Raw genomic sequence first — 14,912 nt, 5'->3', positions numbered from 1 at the left:
ACATTTGGAATGCATTCCCCTGTAGGAGTGAGCCTGCTCGCGATGCTTTTAGCGGCGGTATGAAGAGCCGGTGTGTTGCTCAGGCAAATGCGCCTCACCGTGAAACAGCTTTTCGCGCAAACTGCCGCTGTCATACGCAGTCTTGTACGACCCACGCCGTTGCAGTTCCGGAATCACCAGCTCAATGAAATCGACATAGCTTTCCGGGGTAACGATGCGCGTGAGGTTGAAGCCGTCCAGCCCGGTTTCGGCGATCCACGCTTCCAGTTCATCCGCCACCTGCTCAGGCGAGCCGACCACGGTGATGTAGCGGCCACCGAGGGCGTGCTGCTCGAGCAATTTGCGTCGGGTCCAGTCGTTGTTCTGCAGGTTCTTGGTCGCGGACTGGATGGCATTGCTCTTGACGTACTGGATCGGTTCGTCGATTTCGTACTGGGAAAAGTCGATGCCGGTGGAGGCCGAGAAATGCGCGACGCCGGCCTCGGCGCTGGCATAACTCAGGTACTCGGCGTGCTTGGCCCACGCGGCCTCTTCGGTCGCGCCGACGATCACGTTGAGGCCCATGAACACCTTGATGTCCTCGGGATTGCGTCCGGCTTCGACGGCGCTGGCGCGGACCTTGTCCACCTGCACTTTGGTCGACGGTTTGTTCTGGCCGCTGATGAACACGCATTCGGCGTGACGCCCGGCGAACAGCAAACCGCGGTCCGAACTGCCGGCCTGGAACAGCACGGGTGTGCGCTGCGGCGACGGCTCGCAGAGGTGATAACCCTCGACCTGATAGAACTCGCCGTGGTGTTCGACCTTGTGCACCTTCTCCGGCTGCGCATAGATGCGCTGCTCACGGTCATTGAGCACCGCGCCGTTTTCCCAACTGCCTTCCCAGAGTTTGTAGAGCACTTCGAGGTACTCGTCGGCCTGATCATAACGACGGTCATGCTCGACCTGTTCGCGCAGGCCCATGGCCTTGGCGGCGCTGTCGAGGTAACCGGTGACGATGTTCCAGCCGACCCTCCCACGACTCAGATGATCGAGCGACGACATGCGACGGGCGAACAGATAGGGCGGTTCGTAGGTGAGGTTGGCGGTGAGGCCGAAGCCGAGGTTTTTTGTGACCGCCGCCATGGCCGAGACCAGCAACAGCGGGTCGTTGACCGGCAACTGGATCGACTCTTTGAGCGTGACGTCCACCGAGTTCTGGTAGACGTCGTACACACCGACGATGTCGGCGATGAACAGCCCGTCGAACAGCCCGCGCTCCAGCAACTGTGCCAGTTCGGTCCAATATTCAATTGTGTTGTAGCGCGTCGAGGTATCGCGTGGATGCGTCCACAACCCGTGGTTGATGTGGCCGATGCAGTTCATGTTGAACGCGTTGAGCAGGATCTTTTTCTTGCTCATCAGATAGTGCCCCGCAGTGGCGGCTTTTCATCGTTAAGGTAGTAATTGCCCACCGCGTGATACTTCCAGCGTACCGGGTCGTGCAGGGTGTGCACCCGGGCGTTGCGCCAGTGACGGTCAAGGCCGTGCTCGATCAGGGTGGCCTGACTGCCGGCCAGTTCGAACAGCGTGCTGCCTGCGGCGAGCGAGATTTCGGTGCTGATCGCCCGTGCTTCGGCGACGGCAATCGACGCGGCAGCGACGGTTTCGGCATTGGTCTCGGCCTGGGCCTTGTCGAGGAATTCGCCGGAGCGTTCCAGCAGTGCTTCGGTGGCGTGCAGACGAATGCTCAGGTGGCCGAAGCTCTTCAGGGTCAGTGGGTCTTCGGTGGCCTTGTCGTTACCGGAGTCGATCCACGGACGGGTCTTGCTGCGCACGAAGTGCAGGGCATCTTCGTAAGCGGCGCGAGCGATGCCAGTGTCGATGGCGGCGTGAAGGATCTGCGCCAGCGGGCCGACCGTGGTCGGACGCTCGAAAGCGCTCTGAAACGGTATTACGTCCTCGGCGGCAACGTAGACGTCTTCGAACACCACGGATCCGCTTCCGGTGGTGCGTTGACCGAAACCACTCCAGTCGTCGATCACCGTCAGGCCCTTGCTGTCACGCGGGACGAAGGCCAGTTGCTGCACGCCATTTTCATCGACCACGGAGGTCGGGATACGCTGCGCGTAGATCGCGCCGGTCGCGTAAAACTTGCGCCCGTTGATGCGATAGCCGTCGCCGTCACGCGTGAGGCGGGTGACGCGGTCGTGGGCGGTTTTGGTGCCCAGTTCCGCCAGGGCGTTGCCGAAACGTTGACCGGCCAGCACCTCGGCGTACAGCCGCTGTTTCTGCTCGTGGCTGCCGTTAACGCGCAGCACTTCGAGGGCGTAGAAATGGTTCTGCGGAATCTGTCCGAGGGAGCCGTCGGCCTGAGCGATCAGGGCGATGACTTTGGCCAGGGTCACGTTGGACACGCCGGCGCCGCCGTATTCCTTGGGCACGCTGATGCCCCACAGGCCAGAGCGGGAAAATACGTCGAGTTCCGGCAGTGGCAGGCGGCGTTCACGGTCGCGCACGGCACTGTCGCGTTTGAAATCTTCGGCCAGGTCGCTGGCGACGATCAGGGCTTGCTCATCGCTGGTGATGACCGCGACGGGGTGAGAATAAGTCATATGCTTCTCCAGATGTCTGGTCGTTAAATCCAGGAATGGCGAGCCGGTAGAGTGCCGTTGAGGCGATAGGCGCCGACCGCGTGATACTTCCAGCGCACCGGGTCGTGCAGGGTGTGCACCCGGGCGTTGCGCCAGTGGCGGTCGAGGTTGAATTCGGCGAGGGTCGCGCGGCTGCCGGCCAGTTCGAAAAGCTTCTCGCTGGCGAGCAAGGAAATCTCGGTAGTCAGCACTTTCGCTTCGGCCACCGCAATTGAAGCGCGGGCGGCGGATTCGGCGGTCAGCGGCGCGGTGTGCACCTGATCCAGCATTTGCCCGGCCTTGCGCAGCAGTGCTTCAGCCGCGTGCAGTTCGATTTTCAGCTTGCCGATGTCGGCGATCACATAGAGGTCATCGCTGGCGCGCTCGACCTTGGCGTCGATCCAGGGCCGCGAGCGGGTTTTGACGAATTCGATGGCGTCGTCAATGGCACCACGGGCGATGCCGGCGTCGATGGCCGCCTGAATCAGTTGCGACACGGCGCCTTGGGTATTGGGCTTCTCGTTGATTTTCCAGTTATCGACGACCAGGCTCGACTCGACGCGCACGTTGTTCAGCAGAATCGTGCCGCTGGCGGTGGTGCGCTGACCGAAACCCGACCAGTCATCAACGATGCGCAGGCCCGGGGTGCCACGGCGGACGAAGGCCAGCACTTGTTTGCCGTCGTCATTGAGCGCCTTGACCGCCACCCAGTGCGCGAACAGCGCGCCGGTGGAATAAAACTTCTGGCCGTTGATCACGTAGTCATCGCCGTCGGCGGTGATGCGGGCTTTCAATTCCAGGGTATTTTTGGTTCCGCGCTCAGGACCCGCATTGCCGATGCGCCAACCTTCCAGAACACTCTGGAACAGCTGTTTTTTCTGCGCTTCGGTGGCGCTGCCGAGTACCAGGTTGATGATGCCGAACTGGTTCTGCGGGATCTGTCCCAGCGCCGGATCGGCCGCGGAAATGATTGCGAACACTTCGGCCAATGTGACGAATGAAACCTGTGGGCCGCCGTACTCACGCGGGATGGCAATGCTGCCGAGGCCGCTGCGGGTGAACTGTTCGATTTCCGACCACGGCAGCTTGCGCTGACGATCACGTTTGGCGGCCTGCGCGCGGGCGACTTGCGCCAGTTCGTGGGCAGCCTTGATGGCTTGGGCGTCGTTGCGCAAGACCTGCGCGGGCGACAACAACGGGGCGATGTCCAGATCCGACTGGACGTTTGCATCGGCCAGACTGGACATCAGTGCCGCTCCTTGGCTGCACGCAATGCCCTGGCGATCTGCACTGGGGTGATTGTGTTCCGGACCATACTACCTACCTCACATCTTATGAAAAACGCCGCAAAAGTGCGGCGAACGAAAGAATGTCCGGTGGTCCGGTTCATATACCCTAAGCGTGTATAAATATTAAATAAACTAACTTTTAGGAATATGTATAGAAGGGGTGGTGGTCGGGTTGGTTAACAGTCTCTCAGCCGTGGCAATACAACCTGTGGTGAGGGGATTCATCCCCGACAGGCCGCGCAGCGGCCTTTTCTGAGTCATAAAAAACGGGATTGCTTCGCAGTCCATCGGGGCGGTGCGACGTTTCGCTAAATCACCTCACTACAAAGCCCCATGAGCACAGGAATGCGGCATCAATCCTTGGTCGATTCAGCAGCCTTCAGCGCTTGGCGCAGCGGCACCTTCAGATAAGGATTCACGCAACCGATCTTCAGCGTCCGTGGCGGCGCCCAGCGTGAGTTGTTGCCCACCCAGTCGATGACGCAGTAGGTCACGTCCAGGCGCAGATCCTCACCGCCCTCGACGATCACTGCCGGTGGCACCCAGACCTGAATCGGCAGGCCGACATCGGCAGCGGTGATCCGGGCCAGGTCCATACGCACGTCGCCCCAGCGCAAGGTGATGGCGTCGTCCTCGGCCATGTTCAGGTAGGGCTCGATGGTCAGCGGCACACCGCGTTTGATCTGACTGGGGTTCACGCCCTGGCGGCGAATGGTGTCGGGCAGCGTGACGGGCGCCAGTTGCTGATTCTCGTCACCGCACAGCGGCGAAGGCTGGCCGCCAGGGCAGTCGAGCTTGACCTGGACCCGCGTGGCCGCCGACAGTGCCGGTCCCTGACCGACCTGCATTACCCGATAGTGGATCCGTGCAGTGCCACTGGCGATAAAGCTTTCCGGCACCCGCAGGCTGATCGAGGCGCGGACGTCTTCGCTGGTCAAGACTCGCGAGGCGACGTAGCAGTTGTTCCAGAACAGTTCGATCAGATCACCGGCGTCCATGCCGGAGTAGGGCAGGACATCGATCAGCAAATGCGCGGCAGCGGCCAGATTGATGGCGTTTTTGGATGCGGACGCCAGATTCGGCGCTGCCAGTTCGGGGGCGTGCGAAGTGCGGGTCATCGGGTTCTCTCCTTGAAGTCTTGCAGCGAATTCCGTTTCTTGAAACAACAAAAGGCGTGATGAATCGGTAATACAACCGTGAACTTTGTTCGGGCTGAGTAAGCGTTGATTCAACTAATGGGTGCCGGTTGGCGACTAGATAAGAGCGTGCCGGAAAGAGTGTCAATAGAGTGCCTTAGTTAATCTGTGAATTACCGATTAATCAGAAGCGTCCTACGCTGATGAGGCATCCTGCCTAGCGGTGATGGCGAATGGAACTACGGTTTTTCGCGAGTTTTGCGATTTTTGTGCCGGTCGATTTAGATCATTTCACAGGCACGAAAGCGCGCCGCAGATTACTTGTATCTGTTGCAGAACATATATGTATTGTTTTGACAGGTTTAAGCTGGAGGGATTTGGAAGTTTTCAGGCGCGGTAAGTAAAACTTCCGTCCATGGAAGTTAATGACTCAAGACAATAAGTATCTCAGGCGTGATTCAGGAACTTGCTGAGAAACTGTCTGGTGCGTTCTTCTTTCGGGTTGGCAAACAACGCCTTGGCTTCGCCTTGCTCGACGATCACGCCCTTGTCGAAAAACACCACACGGTTAGCCACGTCGCGGGCGAAACCCATTTCGTGGGTGACGATGACCATGGTGCGTTTTTCTTGCGCGAGACCGCGAATGGTCGCCAGTACTTCGCCCACCAGTTCCGGGTCGAGGGCCGAAGTCGGCTCGTCGAACAGGATCACTTCCGGCTCCATCGCCAGCGCCCGGGCAATCGCCACGCGCTGTTGCTGACCACCGGACAGACGACGCGGATACGCATCTTCCTTGCCGGCCAGACCGACCTTGGCCAGCAGCTTCATGCCCAGGGCAACGGCTTGCTCGCGCGCCATCTTCTTGACCACGATCGGCCCTTCGATGACGTTTTCCAGTGCGGTGCGGTGGGGGAACAGGTTGAAGTTCTGGAACACGAAACCCACGTGCTGGCGCAGGTTGCGCACCAGACTCTGCTGCTGGCTCAGCGGGCGGCTGGTATCGATTTCGATATCGCCGACCTTGATCCGGCCGCTGGTGGGTTGTTCAAGGAAGTTCAGGCAGCGCAGGAACGTGGTTTTACCCGAACCGCTGGGGCCGATGATGGCCACGACCTCGCCTTCCTTCACCTCAAGATCGATGCCCTTGAGCACCTCTTGACCCTTGAACTGCTTTGTCAGTTTTTCCACGACAATCATGGGGTCAGGACTCCTGGTCGTGCCGATTGGCCCGCTCTTCCAACTTGTTCTGCAGGTGCGACAGCACCGTGGCCAGAATCCAGTAGATCAGCGCGGCGGCAAGATACATGGTGAAGACTTCGAAAGTCCGGGCGGTAATCAGTTGCGCCTGGCGGAACAGTTCCGGCACTTGAATGGTGGCGGCCAGTGCCGTGTCCTTGACCAGCGAGATGAAGCTGTTGCCCAGCGGCGGCAATGCCGTGCGCATGGCTTGCGGCAGGATGGCCCGGCGTAAGGTTTGCGCGCGGGTCATGCCGATGCTCGCAGCGGCTTCCCACTGTCCGCGTTCGATGGAACCGATCGCGGCACGCAGAATTTCACAGGCGTAGGCGGCCATGTTCAGCGAGAAGCCGATCAGGGCTGCTGGCAGCGGATCCAGTTCCAGACCCAATTGCGGCAAGCCGTAATAGATCACGAACAGTTGCACCAGCAACGGCGTGCCGCGAAAGAACGACACGTAGATGCGGGCAATCCAGCTCACCAGTTTGAAGCGCGACAGGCGCATCAAGGCCAAGCCGAAGCCCAGCAGCAAGCCGAAGAACATGCCGCCCAGGCTGAGGATGACCGTGTAATACGCGCCCTTGAGCAGAAAGGGCGCGGAGTCCAGTGCGAGTTGGAAAGCTTCTTCCATTATTTGGTGACGTCAGCGTTGAAGTATTTCTTCGACAGCTTCTCAAGGGTACCGTCGGCACGCAGCTCGTCGAGCGCCTTGTTCACCGCAGCCAGCAGCTCAGGCTCGCCCTTGCGCAGGGCAATACCGGATTCCTGACGGGAGAACGCTTCACCGGCAGCCACGGTTTTCGGGGCTTTCTTGGCGTATTCCAGTGCGGCCAGACGGTCGATCAGGATGGCGTCGGTGCGGCCGTTGTTCAGGTCGGCGAACTTGGTCGGATCATCGTCGTAGGTGCGCACGTCAGCGCCCGGCACGTTGGCGCGAACCCATTGTTCGTAGTTGGTGCCCAGGCCGACACCGACTTTCTTGCCGGACAGGTCGGCAGCGGTCTTGATGTTCAACTTGGCTTCCTTGTCCTTCAGCACCAGTGCCTGGATCCCGGAAACGGTGTACGGCTCGGAGAAGTCATATTTCTTCTTGCGCTCGTCGGAGATGGTCACTTGGTTGACCACGACGTCCAGACGCTTGGATTCCAGCGCAGCGAGGATACCGTCCCACTTGGTCGGCTGAATCTTGGCTTTGACGCCGAGTTTCTGCGCCAGGGCTTCGGAGAGCTCGACTTCGAAACCGGACAGTTTGCCGTTCTCGTCAACGAAGCTGAACGGTGGGTAAGTGCCTTCCAGGCCGACATTGATGACGCCTTTGTCCTTGATCTGTTGCAGCTGCTCACCGGCGGATGCCTGGCCGATCAGGCCGGCGCTCAGTGCAAGGCCCAGCGAACCTACCAGCAGAGTGCGACGTAGTGCGGAAAAATTCATGACAAGCCCCTGTGTTTTCTTATGGAAGACGCTTAAGGAAGGTTGGCGAATCCGGAAATTGAACGACTGCGTTATCGTGCCCTAAAGCAGCTTATGCGTCTTGCCCGAAATTCGCCTGCGGCGAGACTATAAGATGTCTCCTTTAGACTTGAAAATACTTAATGATCTTTCTGTTATTCCAGTTTCGAATATGTGTGATCAATTGTGGCGAGGGGATTTATCCCCGATGGGGCGCGAAGCGGCCCTCTCTTCTGACTTGAAGAGCAGGGGACTGCTGCGCAGTCCAACGGGGATAAACCCCCTCACCACAGAAATTCTTGCAGTTGGGAGGATCAGCTTGTCAGCGAATCCTTGTAGGCAAACAACGCCGGCGCCCCACCGGTATGCAGGAAGATGATCGGGCCCTCGTCGAAACGCTGGCGGCCGATCCCGTCGAGCAACCCGGCCATGGCCTTGCCGGTGTATACCGGGTCGAGCAGCACCGCGTCCTGACTGGCCAACAGTTTCACCGCCGCCAGTGTCCCGGCATTCGGTTCGCCGTAACGCGGGCCGAAGTATTCGTCCCACAACTCGACCTTGAAGTTCACTGGTAATTTCACACCCAGCAGCTCCGCCGTGCGTTCGGCCAGACCCTGCACTTTCGGGCGCTGATCTTCTTCGCTGCGCGAGACGGTCACGCCGATCACTGGCAACTGCGGCAGCGCTTCGCTCAAGGCCAGCGCCAGACCGCTGTGGGTCCCGGCGCTGCCCGAGGCCAGCACCACGGCGGCGAAATTCAGGCCGGTGTCCTTGATCTGTTCCGCCAGTTCCAGACCGGCACGTACGTAGCCCAATGCACCGAGGGCATTCGAGCCACCGATCGGCACCAGATACGGTTTCTTGCCATTGCTGCGCAGGCGCACGGCGAGTGCGGCCAGTTGTTCGTCGGCGTTGTCGAGGTTGTCCACCAGCTCGACCTTGGTGTCGAACAGATCGAGCAGCAGGCGGTTGCCGTTGCCGGTGTAGTTGCTGTCGTCGGTGCCCAGCGGATTCTCCAGCAGCGCCACGCAACCCAAGCCGAGTTTGGCCGCCAATGCGGCGGTCTGGCGTACGTGATTCGATTGCAAGGCGCCGGCGGTGATCAGCGTGTCGGCGCCCTGAGCGAGGGCATCGGCGGCGAGGTATTCGAGTTTGCGCAGCTTGTTGCCGCCCATGGCCAGCGGCGTCAGGTCATCGCGTTTGATGTACACATCGCGGCCCAGCCAGGCGGACAGACGTTCAAGTTTTTCCAGCGGCGTGGGTTGGCCGAGCAGGTCGAGACGGTTAAAGCGATCCAGCTGTTGTTTGATCATGAGTCCGTACTGGCGGAGAAAGATGACAGGACTATAGGCACGCCGTTTTAGCGGGGCAACCGTGAATCGCTTATAGCCAAATGTGCTTAGTCCAGCACTATCGGTTCTTAATTCGCCCTCACGGGCTTGCCGTAAAGTAGTCGCCGTTGACGCGGCCAGACCGTCCGGCCGCCCGTGAGGAGTCTTTACCGTGAGCGAGCGTTCCAGCCATTGGCAATTGCAGACCATCGTCAGCCAACTGCGTACCGCGCGGGATCAGTGGCGTACCCAGAATGGCCGGGCCAGCGGCGAGCAGGGTGGTCGTGAGTTGCCGTCCCGCGCGGCGATGGCCGAGATTCTCGAAGCGCTGTGTGGCGCGTTGTTCCCGATGCGGCTGGGGCCGGTGGACCTGCGTGAGGAGAGTGAGGACTTCTATGTCGGGCATACCCTCGATGCAGCCCTGAATGCGTTGCTGGCGCAGGCGCGGCTGGAGTTGCGTTATGTCGCGCGGCACAGCGCTCAAGGCGATGCCGACGTCGAAGCTCAGGCGATCCGTATCATTCAGGATTTCGCCCTGGCCTTGCCGGGCCTGCGCAGCCTGCTCGATACCGACGTGCTGGCCGCCTATCACGGTGATCCGGCGGCGCGCAGCGTCGATGAAGTGTTGCTGTGCTATCCGGGAATTCTGGCGGTGATTCACCATCGTCTGGCGCACCATTTGTATCGCGCCGGGTTGCCGTTGCTGGCGCGGATCAGCGCGGAGATTGCGCATTCCGCCACCGGCATCGATATCCATCCGGGCGCGCAGATCGGCCGCAGCTTTTTCATTGATCACGGTACCGGTGTGGTGATCGGCGAGACCGCGATCATCGGCGAGCGTGTGCGGATCTATCAGGCCGTGACTTTGGGCGCCAAGCGCTTCCCGGCGGATGAAGACGGGCAGTTGCAGAAGGGCCATCCACGCCATCCGATTGTCGAGGACGACGTGGTGATTTATGCCGGCGCGACGATTCTGGGACGGATCACTATCGGCCAAGGGTCGACCATCGGCGGTAATGTGTGGCTGACGCGCAGCGTGCCGGCAGGGAGCAACCTGACTCAGGCCAATCTGCAGCATGATGACGGGACGCAGAAGTAAGTTCCTGAATCTGCGTTGCCGCGTCAGGCCTCTTCGCGAGCAGGCTCGCTCCCACACTGGAATGCGTTTCAAATGTGGGAGCGAGCCTGCTCGCGAATGGTTTTTTGGGTCAGATCGAGATAATGGCATTCAGCCAATTCTCCATTGAACGAATCCCCTCAAACCCGCGTCATACCCCTCCTTGGGCTATTGTAGGAAAACTACCGCCTGGCCCTGCGATTAGTCCTTACCACCCTATCCATGTTTAACTTGAACGTTCATTCAAGTTAAACCGGTGGTTCGCTGCCCGCTCACAACAGGAGGCTTGCCTTTGCTGAGTCCGATCATTTCAGCCACGTTTCAACCCCTCGAGGTGCACGTTTCATGAGTGCATCGTCTACCCCCGCCAGCGGTCTGGTGCGCATGAATCCGCCGGTGTTCTACTTCGCCGCGACGGTGATTCTGCTGTTTGGTCTGGTTGTCATCGCCATGCCGGAGCAGGCCGGCGCCTGGTTGCTGGCTGCGCAAAACTGGGCGGCCAACACGGTCGGCTGGTACTACATGCTCGCGATGACCCTGTATCTGGTCTTCGTGGTGGTCACCGCGTTATCGGGCTACGGCAAGATCAAACTCGGTGCCGACCACGACGAACCCGAGTTCAGTTACCTGTCCTGGGCCGGCATGCTGTTTGCCGCCGGGATCAGCATCACGCTGTTTTTCTTTTGCGTATCCGAGCCACTGACGCACCTGGCCCAACCGCCGCAAGGCGAGGCCGGCACCGCCGATGCGGCGCGGCAGGCGATGCAGATTCTGTTTCTGCACTGGGGCCTGCACGGCTGGGGCGTGTTCGCCTTCGTCGGCATGGCGCTGGCCTATTTCGCCTACCGGCATAACCTGCCGCTGGCCTTGCGTTCGGCGCTGTACCCGCTGATCGGCAAGCGCATCAACGGCCCCATCGGATACGCGGTGGACGGCTTCGGCATCATCGCCACGGTGTTCGGTCTGGGCGCCGACATGGGCTTCGGCGTATTGCACCTCAATTCCGGTCTCGACTACCTGTTCGGCATCGCTCACACCCAGTGGATTCAGGTCGGCCTGATCACGTTGATGATGGGTGCGGCGATCATCGTCGCCGTGTCGGGTGTGGACAAGGGTGTGCGGGTGATGTCCGACATCAACATGCTGCTGGCCTGTGCGCTGCTGCTGTTCGTGTTGTTCGCCGGACCTACCCAGCACCTGCTCAACACCTTGATCCAGAACCTCGGCGATTACCTCGGCGCCTTGCCGATGAAGAGTTTCGACCTCTACGCCTACGACAAGCCAAGCGACTGGCTCGGCGGCTGGACCGTGTTCTACTGGGCCTGGTGGATTGCATGGTCGCCGTTCGTGGGCCTGTTCATCGCGCGGATTTCCCGTGGCCGCACCATCCGCGAATTCGTCTTCGGCGTGCTGCTGATTCCGCTCGGTTTCACCCTGGCGTGGATGTCGATCTTCGGCAACAGCGCCATCGATCAGGTGCTCAACCACGGCATGTCGGCGCTGGGCATGTCGGCCCTCGACAATCCGTCGATGAGCCTTTATCTGCTACTGGAAACCTACCCGTGGAGCAAGACTGTCATCGCGGTGACGGTGTTCATCAGCTTCGTGTTTTTCGTCACTTCCGCCGACTCCGGCACCGTGGTGCTCTCGACCCTGTCGGCCAAGGGCGGCAACCCGGACGAAGACGGGCCGAAATGGCTGCGAGTGTTCTGGGGCGCGATGACCGCGTTGATCACCAGTGCGCTGCTGTTCTCCGGCAGCATCGATGCGCTGAAATCGGCGGTGGTGCTGACCTCGCTGCCGTTCTCGATGATTTTGCTGCTGATGATGTGGGGCCTGCACAAGGCGTTCTATCTGGAGTCGCAGAAGCAGATCGCGCAGTTGCATTCGCTGGCACCGGTCTCCGGTTCGCGGCGTGGCACGGGCGGCTGGCGCCAGCGCCTGAGTCAGGCGGTGCACTTCCCGTCACGCGACGAGGTGTACCGCTTCATGGACACCACGGTGCGCCCGGCAATCGAAGAAGTGACGGCGGTGTTCGTCGAGAAAGGCTTGAACGTGGTCACCCAGCCGGACCCGGCGCACGACAACATCAGCCTGGAAATAGGCCACGGTGAGCAGCATCCGTTCATCTACCAGGTGCAGATGCGCGGCTACTTCACGCCGTCGTTCGCCCGTGGCGGCATGGGTTCCAAGCAACTCAACAACCGCCGCTACTACCGCGCTGAAGTGCACTTGAGCGAGGGCAGTCAGGACTACGATCTGGTCGGCTACACCAAGGAGCAGATCATCAACGACATCCTCGACCAGTACGAACGCCACATGCAGTTCCTGCATCTGGTGCGTTGATCGGCGGCTGAGCGCCGGGACGTTTCACGACTCGGCGCTCAGCACCATGAACAACACCATCGCCGCCATCGGCACCCCGAACACCGCACTGCCCACCGCGATCTCCGAACCCAGCGGCTGCCCGGCATGCACCACCCCCACCGCACCATTGATCACCGTCAACGCCAGCCACAGCGCGGCGAAGCTGTAGGCCAACGTTTGCCGACTGAAGCCAATGCGCTCGCCGATGTAGAGCATCAGGGCCAGCAGGACCAGGCCGAAGAAGATGATGATGGCGGTGTGCATAGGCGTGCCTGCGGGTTATGCGGTGCTTGATCGGACGCTTTCGCGGTGTCATTTAGAGCATAGACAAGTCAGCCCACAACCATACGAGCCTACCCTTCTCGATCGACATATTTCGCGACTCATTCAAATGTATCTGGACGAGAAGGCCCTTTCTCGCTGGCCCGCGTCTGCCGTTGGTCGAACCAATAATCGGGTGTTTGTTCACTCAGCTAATATTTATCCGAGTGTGTATTGTGTGTATGAATCGGTTGTCCACGCCCTAGAGTGACCAGCTCTTGCTGTCGAAAAGGGCGAAGGAAATGCGTAGTCGGGAAATGATCAGGATGATCGAGGAGGATGGTTGGTATCTGGTTGCAGTGAAGGGTAGTCACCATCAGTACAAGCATCCGCGCAAGCCGGGTCGGGTGACGATCAAGCATCCGGATTCAGACCTTCCCAAAGGGACGATCAACAGCATTTTGAAACAGGCGGGGTTGAAATGAAGCCCGTTATTGGAAGTGAAAGTCCTTTTATGGACACGTCAGAGGAAGGATTCACGTTTATGAAATTCCCGGTCGTTTTGCACAAGGATGCCGACTCGGACTACGGAGTGATTGTCCCGGATGTACCGGGGTGCTTCTCCGCAGGGAGCACGGTAGCCGAAGCTTTTGAAAACACTCAGGAGGCTCTGGCCCTGCACTATGAGGGGCTGGTGGCTGATGGTGCACCGTTGCCTCGAGTTCAGGATATTGATGCACATCTCGACAACCCGGATTACGCGGGTGGAATCTGGGGTGTTGTCGACTTTGATATCACGCCCTATTTCGGCAAGTCGGTACGCTTCAACGCCACGCTGCCCGAGCAACTGCTGGAGCGTATTGATCAAACAGTCCGGCGTGATCAACGCTACAGTTCCCGCTCCGGATTTCTGGCCGCAGCTGCGTTACGCGAATTGTCGGCATGACGAACAACCTGTAGGGGCTGCCGCAGGCATGTATGTCAGGTGCTCTCGCGCTCGATCACGTTGCACTGCAACAGATTCAGGCGCTGCACATCATCGCTCGGCAACACCCCAAGGCTTTCCAATACCCGCGTTGCCGCCAGTACGCCGATCTCCAGTGCCGGTGGCTTGATCGTGCTCAGGCTGGGCAACAGCATCTCGGCGAACGGGTAATCGCCGAAGCCGAGCACGGCGCAGTCTTCGGGGATCTTGATGCCTGCGCGTTGCCCGGCGAGCAAGCCGCCGGCGGCGAGGTTGTCGTTGGCGAAGATGATCGCGTCGGGGCGCGGGGAGGCGTTCATCAGCGCTTCCATCGCTTGCTTGCCGGCTTCGAACGGCGCGCGGTCGGCGTCCGGGGCGAATACCCACGGCTGCAGTCCGAACTCGCGCACGGTGGCGGCGTAACCGTCGCGACGTTCGAGGGCACTGAGGTCACCAGGGGCGCTGTTCTGCACGAAGGCGATGCGGCGATAGCCTTTGTCATGCAGATAACGCGCAGCGGTCACGCCGACTTCATAGTGCGAAAAGCCGATCTGCATCGGCTCGCGATCCGGCTGGTAATCCCAGGTTTCGATCACCGGAACGTCCGCTTCGGCGATCATCTTTTCCGTGCCCGCACTATGGAAATGGCTGGTCAGCACCAGCGCTGCCGGCGACCAGCCGAGAAACGCGCGCACGGCGTTTTCTTCCTGCTCGGTACTGAAGTAACTCGACGCCAGCAGCAGCTGATAACCGTGGCGGCTGAGGGTGTCGCTGAAGCCCTGAATGGTGTTGGCAAAGATCGGCCCGGAGATGTTCGGAATCACCATGCCGACGATTTTGCCCCGCGCCGAGGCCAGTCCGCCGGCCACCAGATTTGGCACGTAACCCAGCTCGGCCACCACCGCTGCAATCCGCTCGCGGCGCTCCGGCGAGACCGATTCCGGCTGATTGAAGTAGCGCGACACGGTAATCGCCGAAACTCCCGCTTCGCGCGCCACCGCATTCAGGGTCACGCGTCCGGCGCCACGGCGTTTGCGGGGCTTTTCCTGGGTCAAGGCTCGATCCTTCTTAAAAACCAAAACGCATATAAAAGTAATTTTTCAGTATTGGACGCTCTATGCCGAGCTTGCCAATACTGCCGATGTTAGCG

14 protein-coding genes are annotated in these 14,912 nt (G+C 60.1%); 4 read left to right on the top strand and 10 right to left on the bottom strand.

Annotation, left to right across the window (positions count from 1 at the left end; all coding sequences use genetic code 11):
- Positions 1-48 precede the first annotated feature (48 nt).
- The 8 genes from AC3WMV_RS25265 to AC3WMV_RS25230 all read right to left on the bottom strand — a co-directional run bounded on the left by AC3WMV_RS25265 (position 49) and on the right by AC3WMV_RS25230 (position 9,035).
- Positions 49-1,401: an LLM class flavin-dependent oxidoreductase gene (locus tag AC3WMV_RS25265; protein WP_103368651.1), complete on the bottom strand. Its 1,353-nt coding sequence runs from the start codon at positions 1,399-1,401 to the stop codon at positions 49-51.
- Positions 1,401-2,594 carry an SfnB family sulfur acquisition oxidoreductase gene (locus tag AC3WMV_RS25260; protein WP_096797454.1) on the bottom strand — a complete coding sequence of 398 codons (1,194 nt, stop codon included), beginning with the start codon at positions 2,592-2,594 and terminating at the stop codon, positions 1,401-1,403. Before AC3WMV_RS25260 ends, AC3WMV_RS25265 begins: the two co-directional genes overlap by 1 nt.
- Before the next feature lie 23 nt (positions 2,595-2,617).
- Complete coding sequence (locus AC3WMV_RS25255) at positions 2,618-3,859, bottom strand: SfnB family sulfur acquisition oxidoreductase (protein ID WP_103368652.1); 1,242 nt, start codon at positions 3,857-3,859, stop codon at positions 2,618-2,620.
- A gap of 395 nt (positions 3,860-4,254) precedes the next feature.
- Complete coding sequence (locus tag AC3WMV_RS25250) at positions 4,255-5,019, bottom strand: hypothetical protein (RefSeq protein ID WP_103368653.1); 765 nt, start codon at positions 5,017-5,019, stop codon at positions 4,255-4,257.
- A 465-nt stretch (positions 5,020-5,484) separates the two neighbouring features.
- The gene (gene tcyN / locus AC3WMV_RS25245; protein ID WP_103368654.1) at positions 5,485-6,234 is read right to left on the bottom strand and encodes an L-cystine ABC transporter ATP-binding protein TcyN; all 750 of its coding nucleotides are present in this window, start codon (positions 6,232-6,234) and stop codon (positions 5,485-5,487) included.
- Positions 6,235-6,238: 4 nt separating this feature from the next.
- Entirely contained in the window at positions 6,239-6,904 is a 666-nt protein-coding gene (gene tcyL / locus AC3WMV_RS25240) for a cystine ABC transporter permease (RefSeq protein WP_003220607.1), read from the bottom strand.
- Positions 6,904-7,704 carry a cystine ABC transporter substrate-binding protein gene (tcyJ, locus tag AC3WMV_RS25235; RefSeq protein ID WP_103368655.1) on the bottom strand — a complete coding sequence of 267 codons (801 nt, stop codon included), beginning with the start codon at positions 7,702-7,704 and terminating at the stop codon, positions 6,904-6,906. The genes tcyL and tcyJ overlap by 1 nt, the downstream gene beginning before the upstream one ends.
- 332 nt (positions 7,705-8,036) lie before the next feature.
- Positions 8,037-9,035: a D-cysteine desulfhydrase gene (locus tag AC3WMV_RS25230; RefSeq protein ID WP_103368656.1), complete on the bottom strand. Its 999-nt coding sequence runs from the start codon at positions 9,033-9,035 to the stop codon at positions 8,037-8,039.
- A 190-nt stretch (positions 9,036-9,225) separates the two neighbouring features.
- Here AC3WMV_RS25230 and epsC point away from each other — a divergent pair, with 190 nt between their 5' ends.
- Together epsC and betT are read left to right on the top strand one after the other, a co-directional pair.
- Positions 9,226-10,152 carry a serine O-acetyltransferase EpsC gene (epsC, locus tag AC3WMV_RS25225; RefSeq protein WP_103368657.1) on the top strand — a complete coding sequence of 309 codons (927 nt, stop codon included), beginning with the start codon at positions 9,226-9,228 and terminating at the stop codon, positions 10,150-10,152.
- 402 nt (positions 10,153-10,554) lie between these two features.
- A complete protein-coding gene (gene betT / locus AC3WMV_RS25220) occupies positions 10,555-12,516 on the top strand; it encodes a choline transporter BetT (protein ID WP_166496387.1) in 1,962 nt (653 codons plus the stop codon).
- A 24-nt stretch (positions 12,517-12,540) separates the two neighbouring features.
- Here betT and AC3WMV_RS25215 read toward each other — a convergent pair whose 3' ends face one another.
- Positions 12,541-12,801 (bottom strand): hypothetical protein, encoded by a 261-nt coding sequence (locus tag AC3WMV_RS25215; RefSeq protein ID WP_025110994.1) that lies wholly within the window; start codon positions 12,799-12,801, stop codon positions 12,541-12,543.
- Positions 12,802-13,100: 299 nt separating this feature from the next.
- Between AC3WMV_RS25215 and AC3WMV_RS25210 the strand changes: the two genes are divergently transcribed.
- Positions 13,101-13,283 (top strand): type II toxin-antitoxin system HicA family toxin, encoded by a 183-nt coding sequence (locus tag AC3WMV_RS25210; protein ID WP_027611194.1) that lies wholly within the window; start codon positions 13,101-13,103, stop codon positions 13,281-13,283.
- Positions 13,284-13,342: 59 nt separating this feature from the next.
- Entirely contained in the window at positions 13,343-13,744 is a 402-nt protein-coding gene (locus tag AC3WMV_RS25205; RefSeq protein ID WP_003220616.1) for a type II toxin-antitoxin system HicB family antitoxin, read from the top strand.
- Positions 13,745-13,779: 35 nt separating this feature from the next.
- Here AC3WMV_RS25205 and AC3WMV_RS25200 read toward each other — a convergent pair whose 3' ends face one another.
- Entirely contained in the window at positions 13,780-14,817 is a 1,038-nt protein-coding gene (locus AC3WMV_RS25200; protein ID WP_103368658.1) for a LacI family DNA-binding transcriptional regulator, read from the bottom strand.
- Positions 14,818-14,912: the final 95 nt, after the last annotated feature.

The sequence above is a fragment of the Pseudomonas sp. FW305-3-2-15-E-TSA4 genome (genome assembly GCF_058787295.1).
This window is presented reverse-complemented; position numbering and strand designations above follow the sequence as displayed.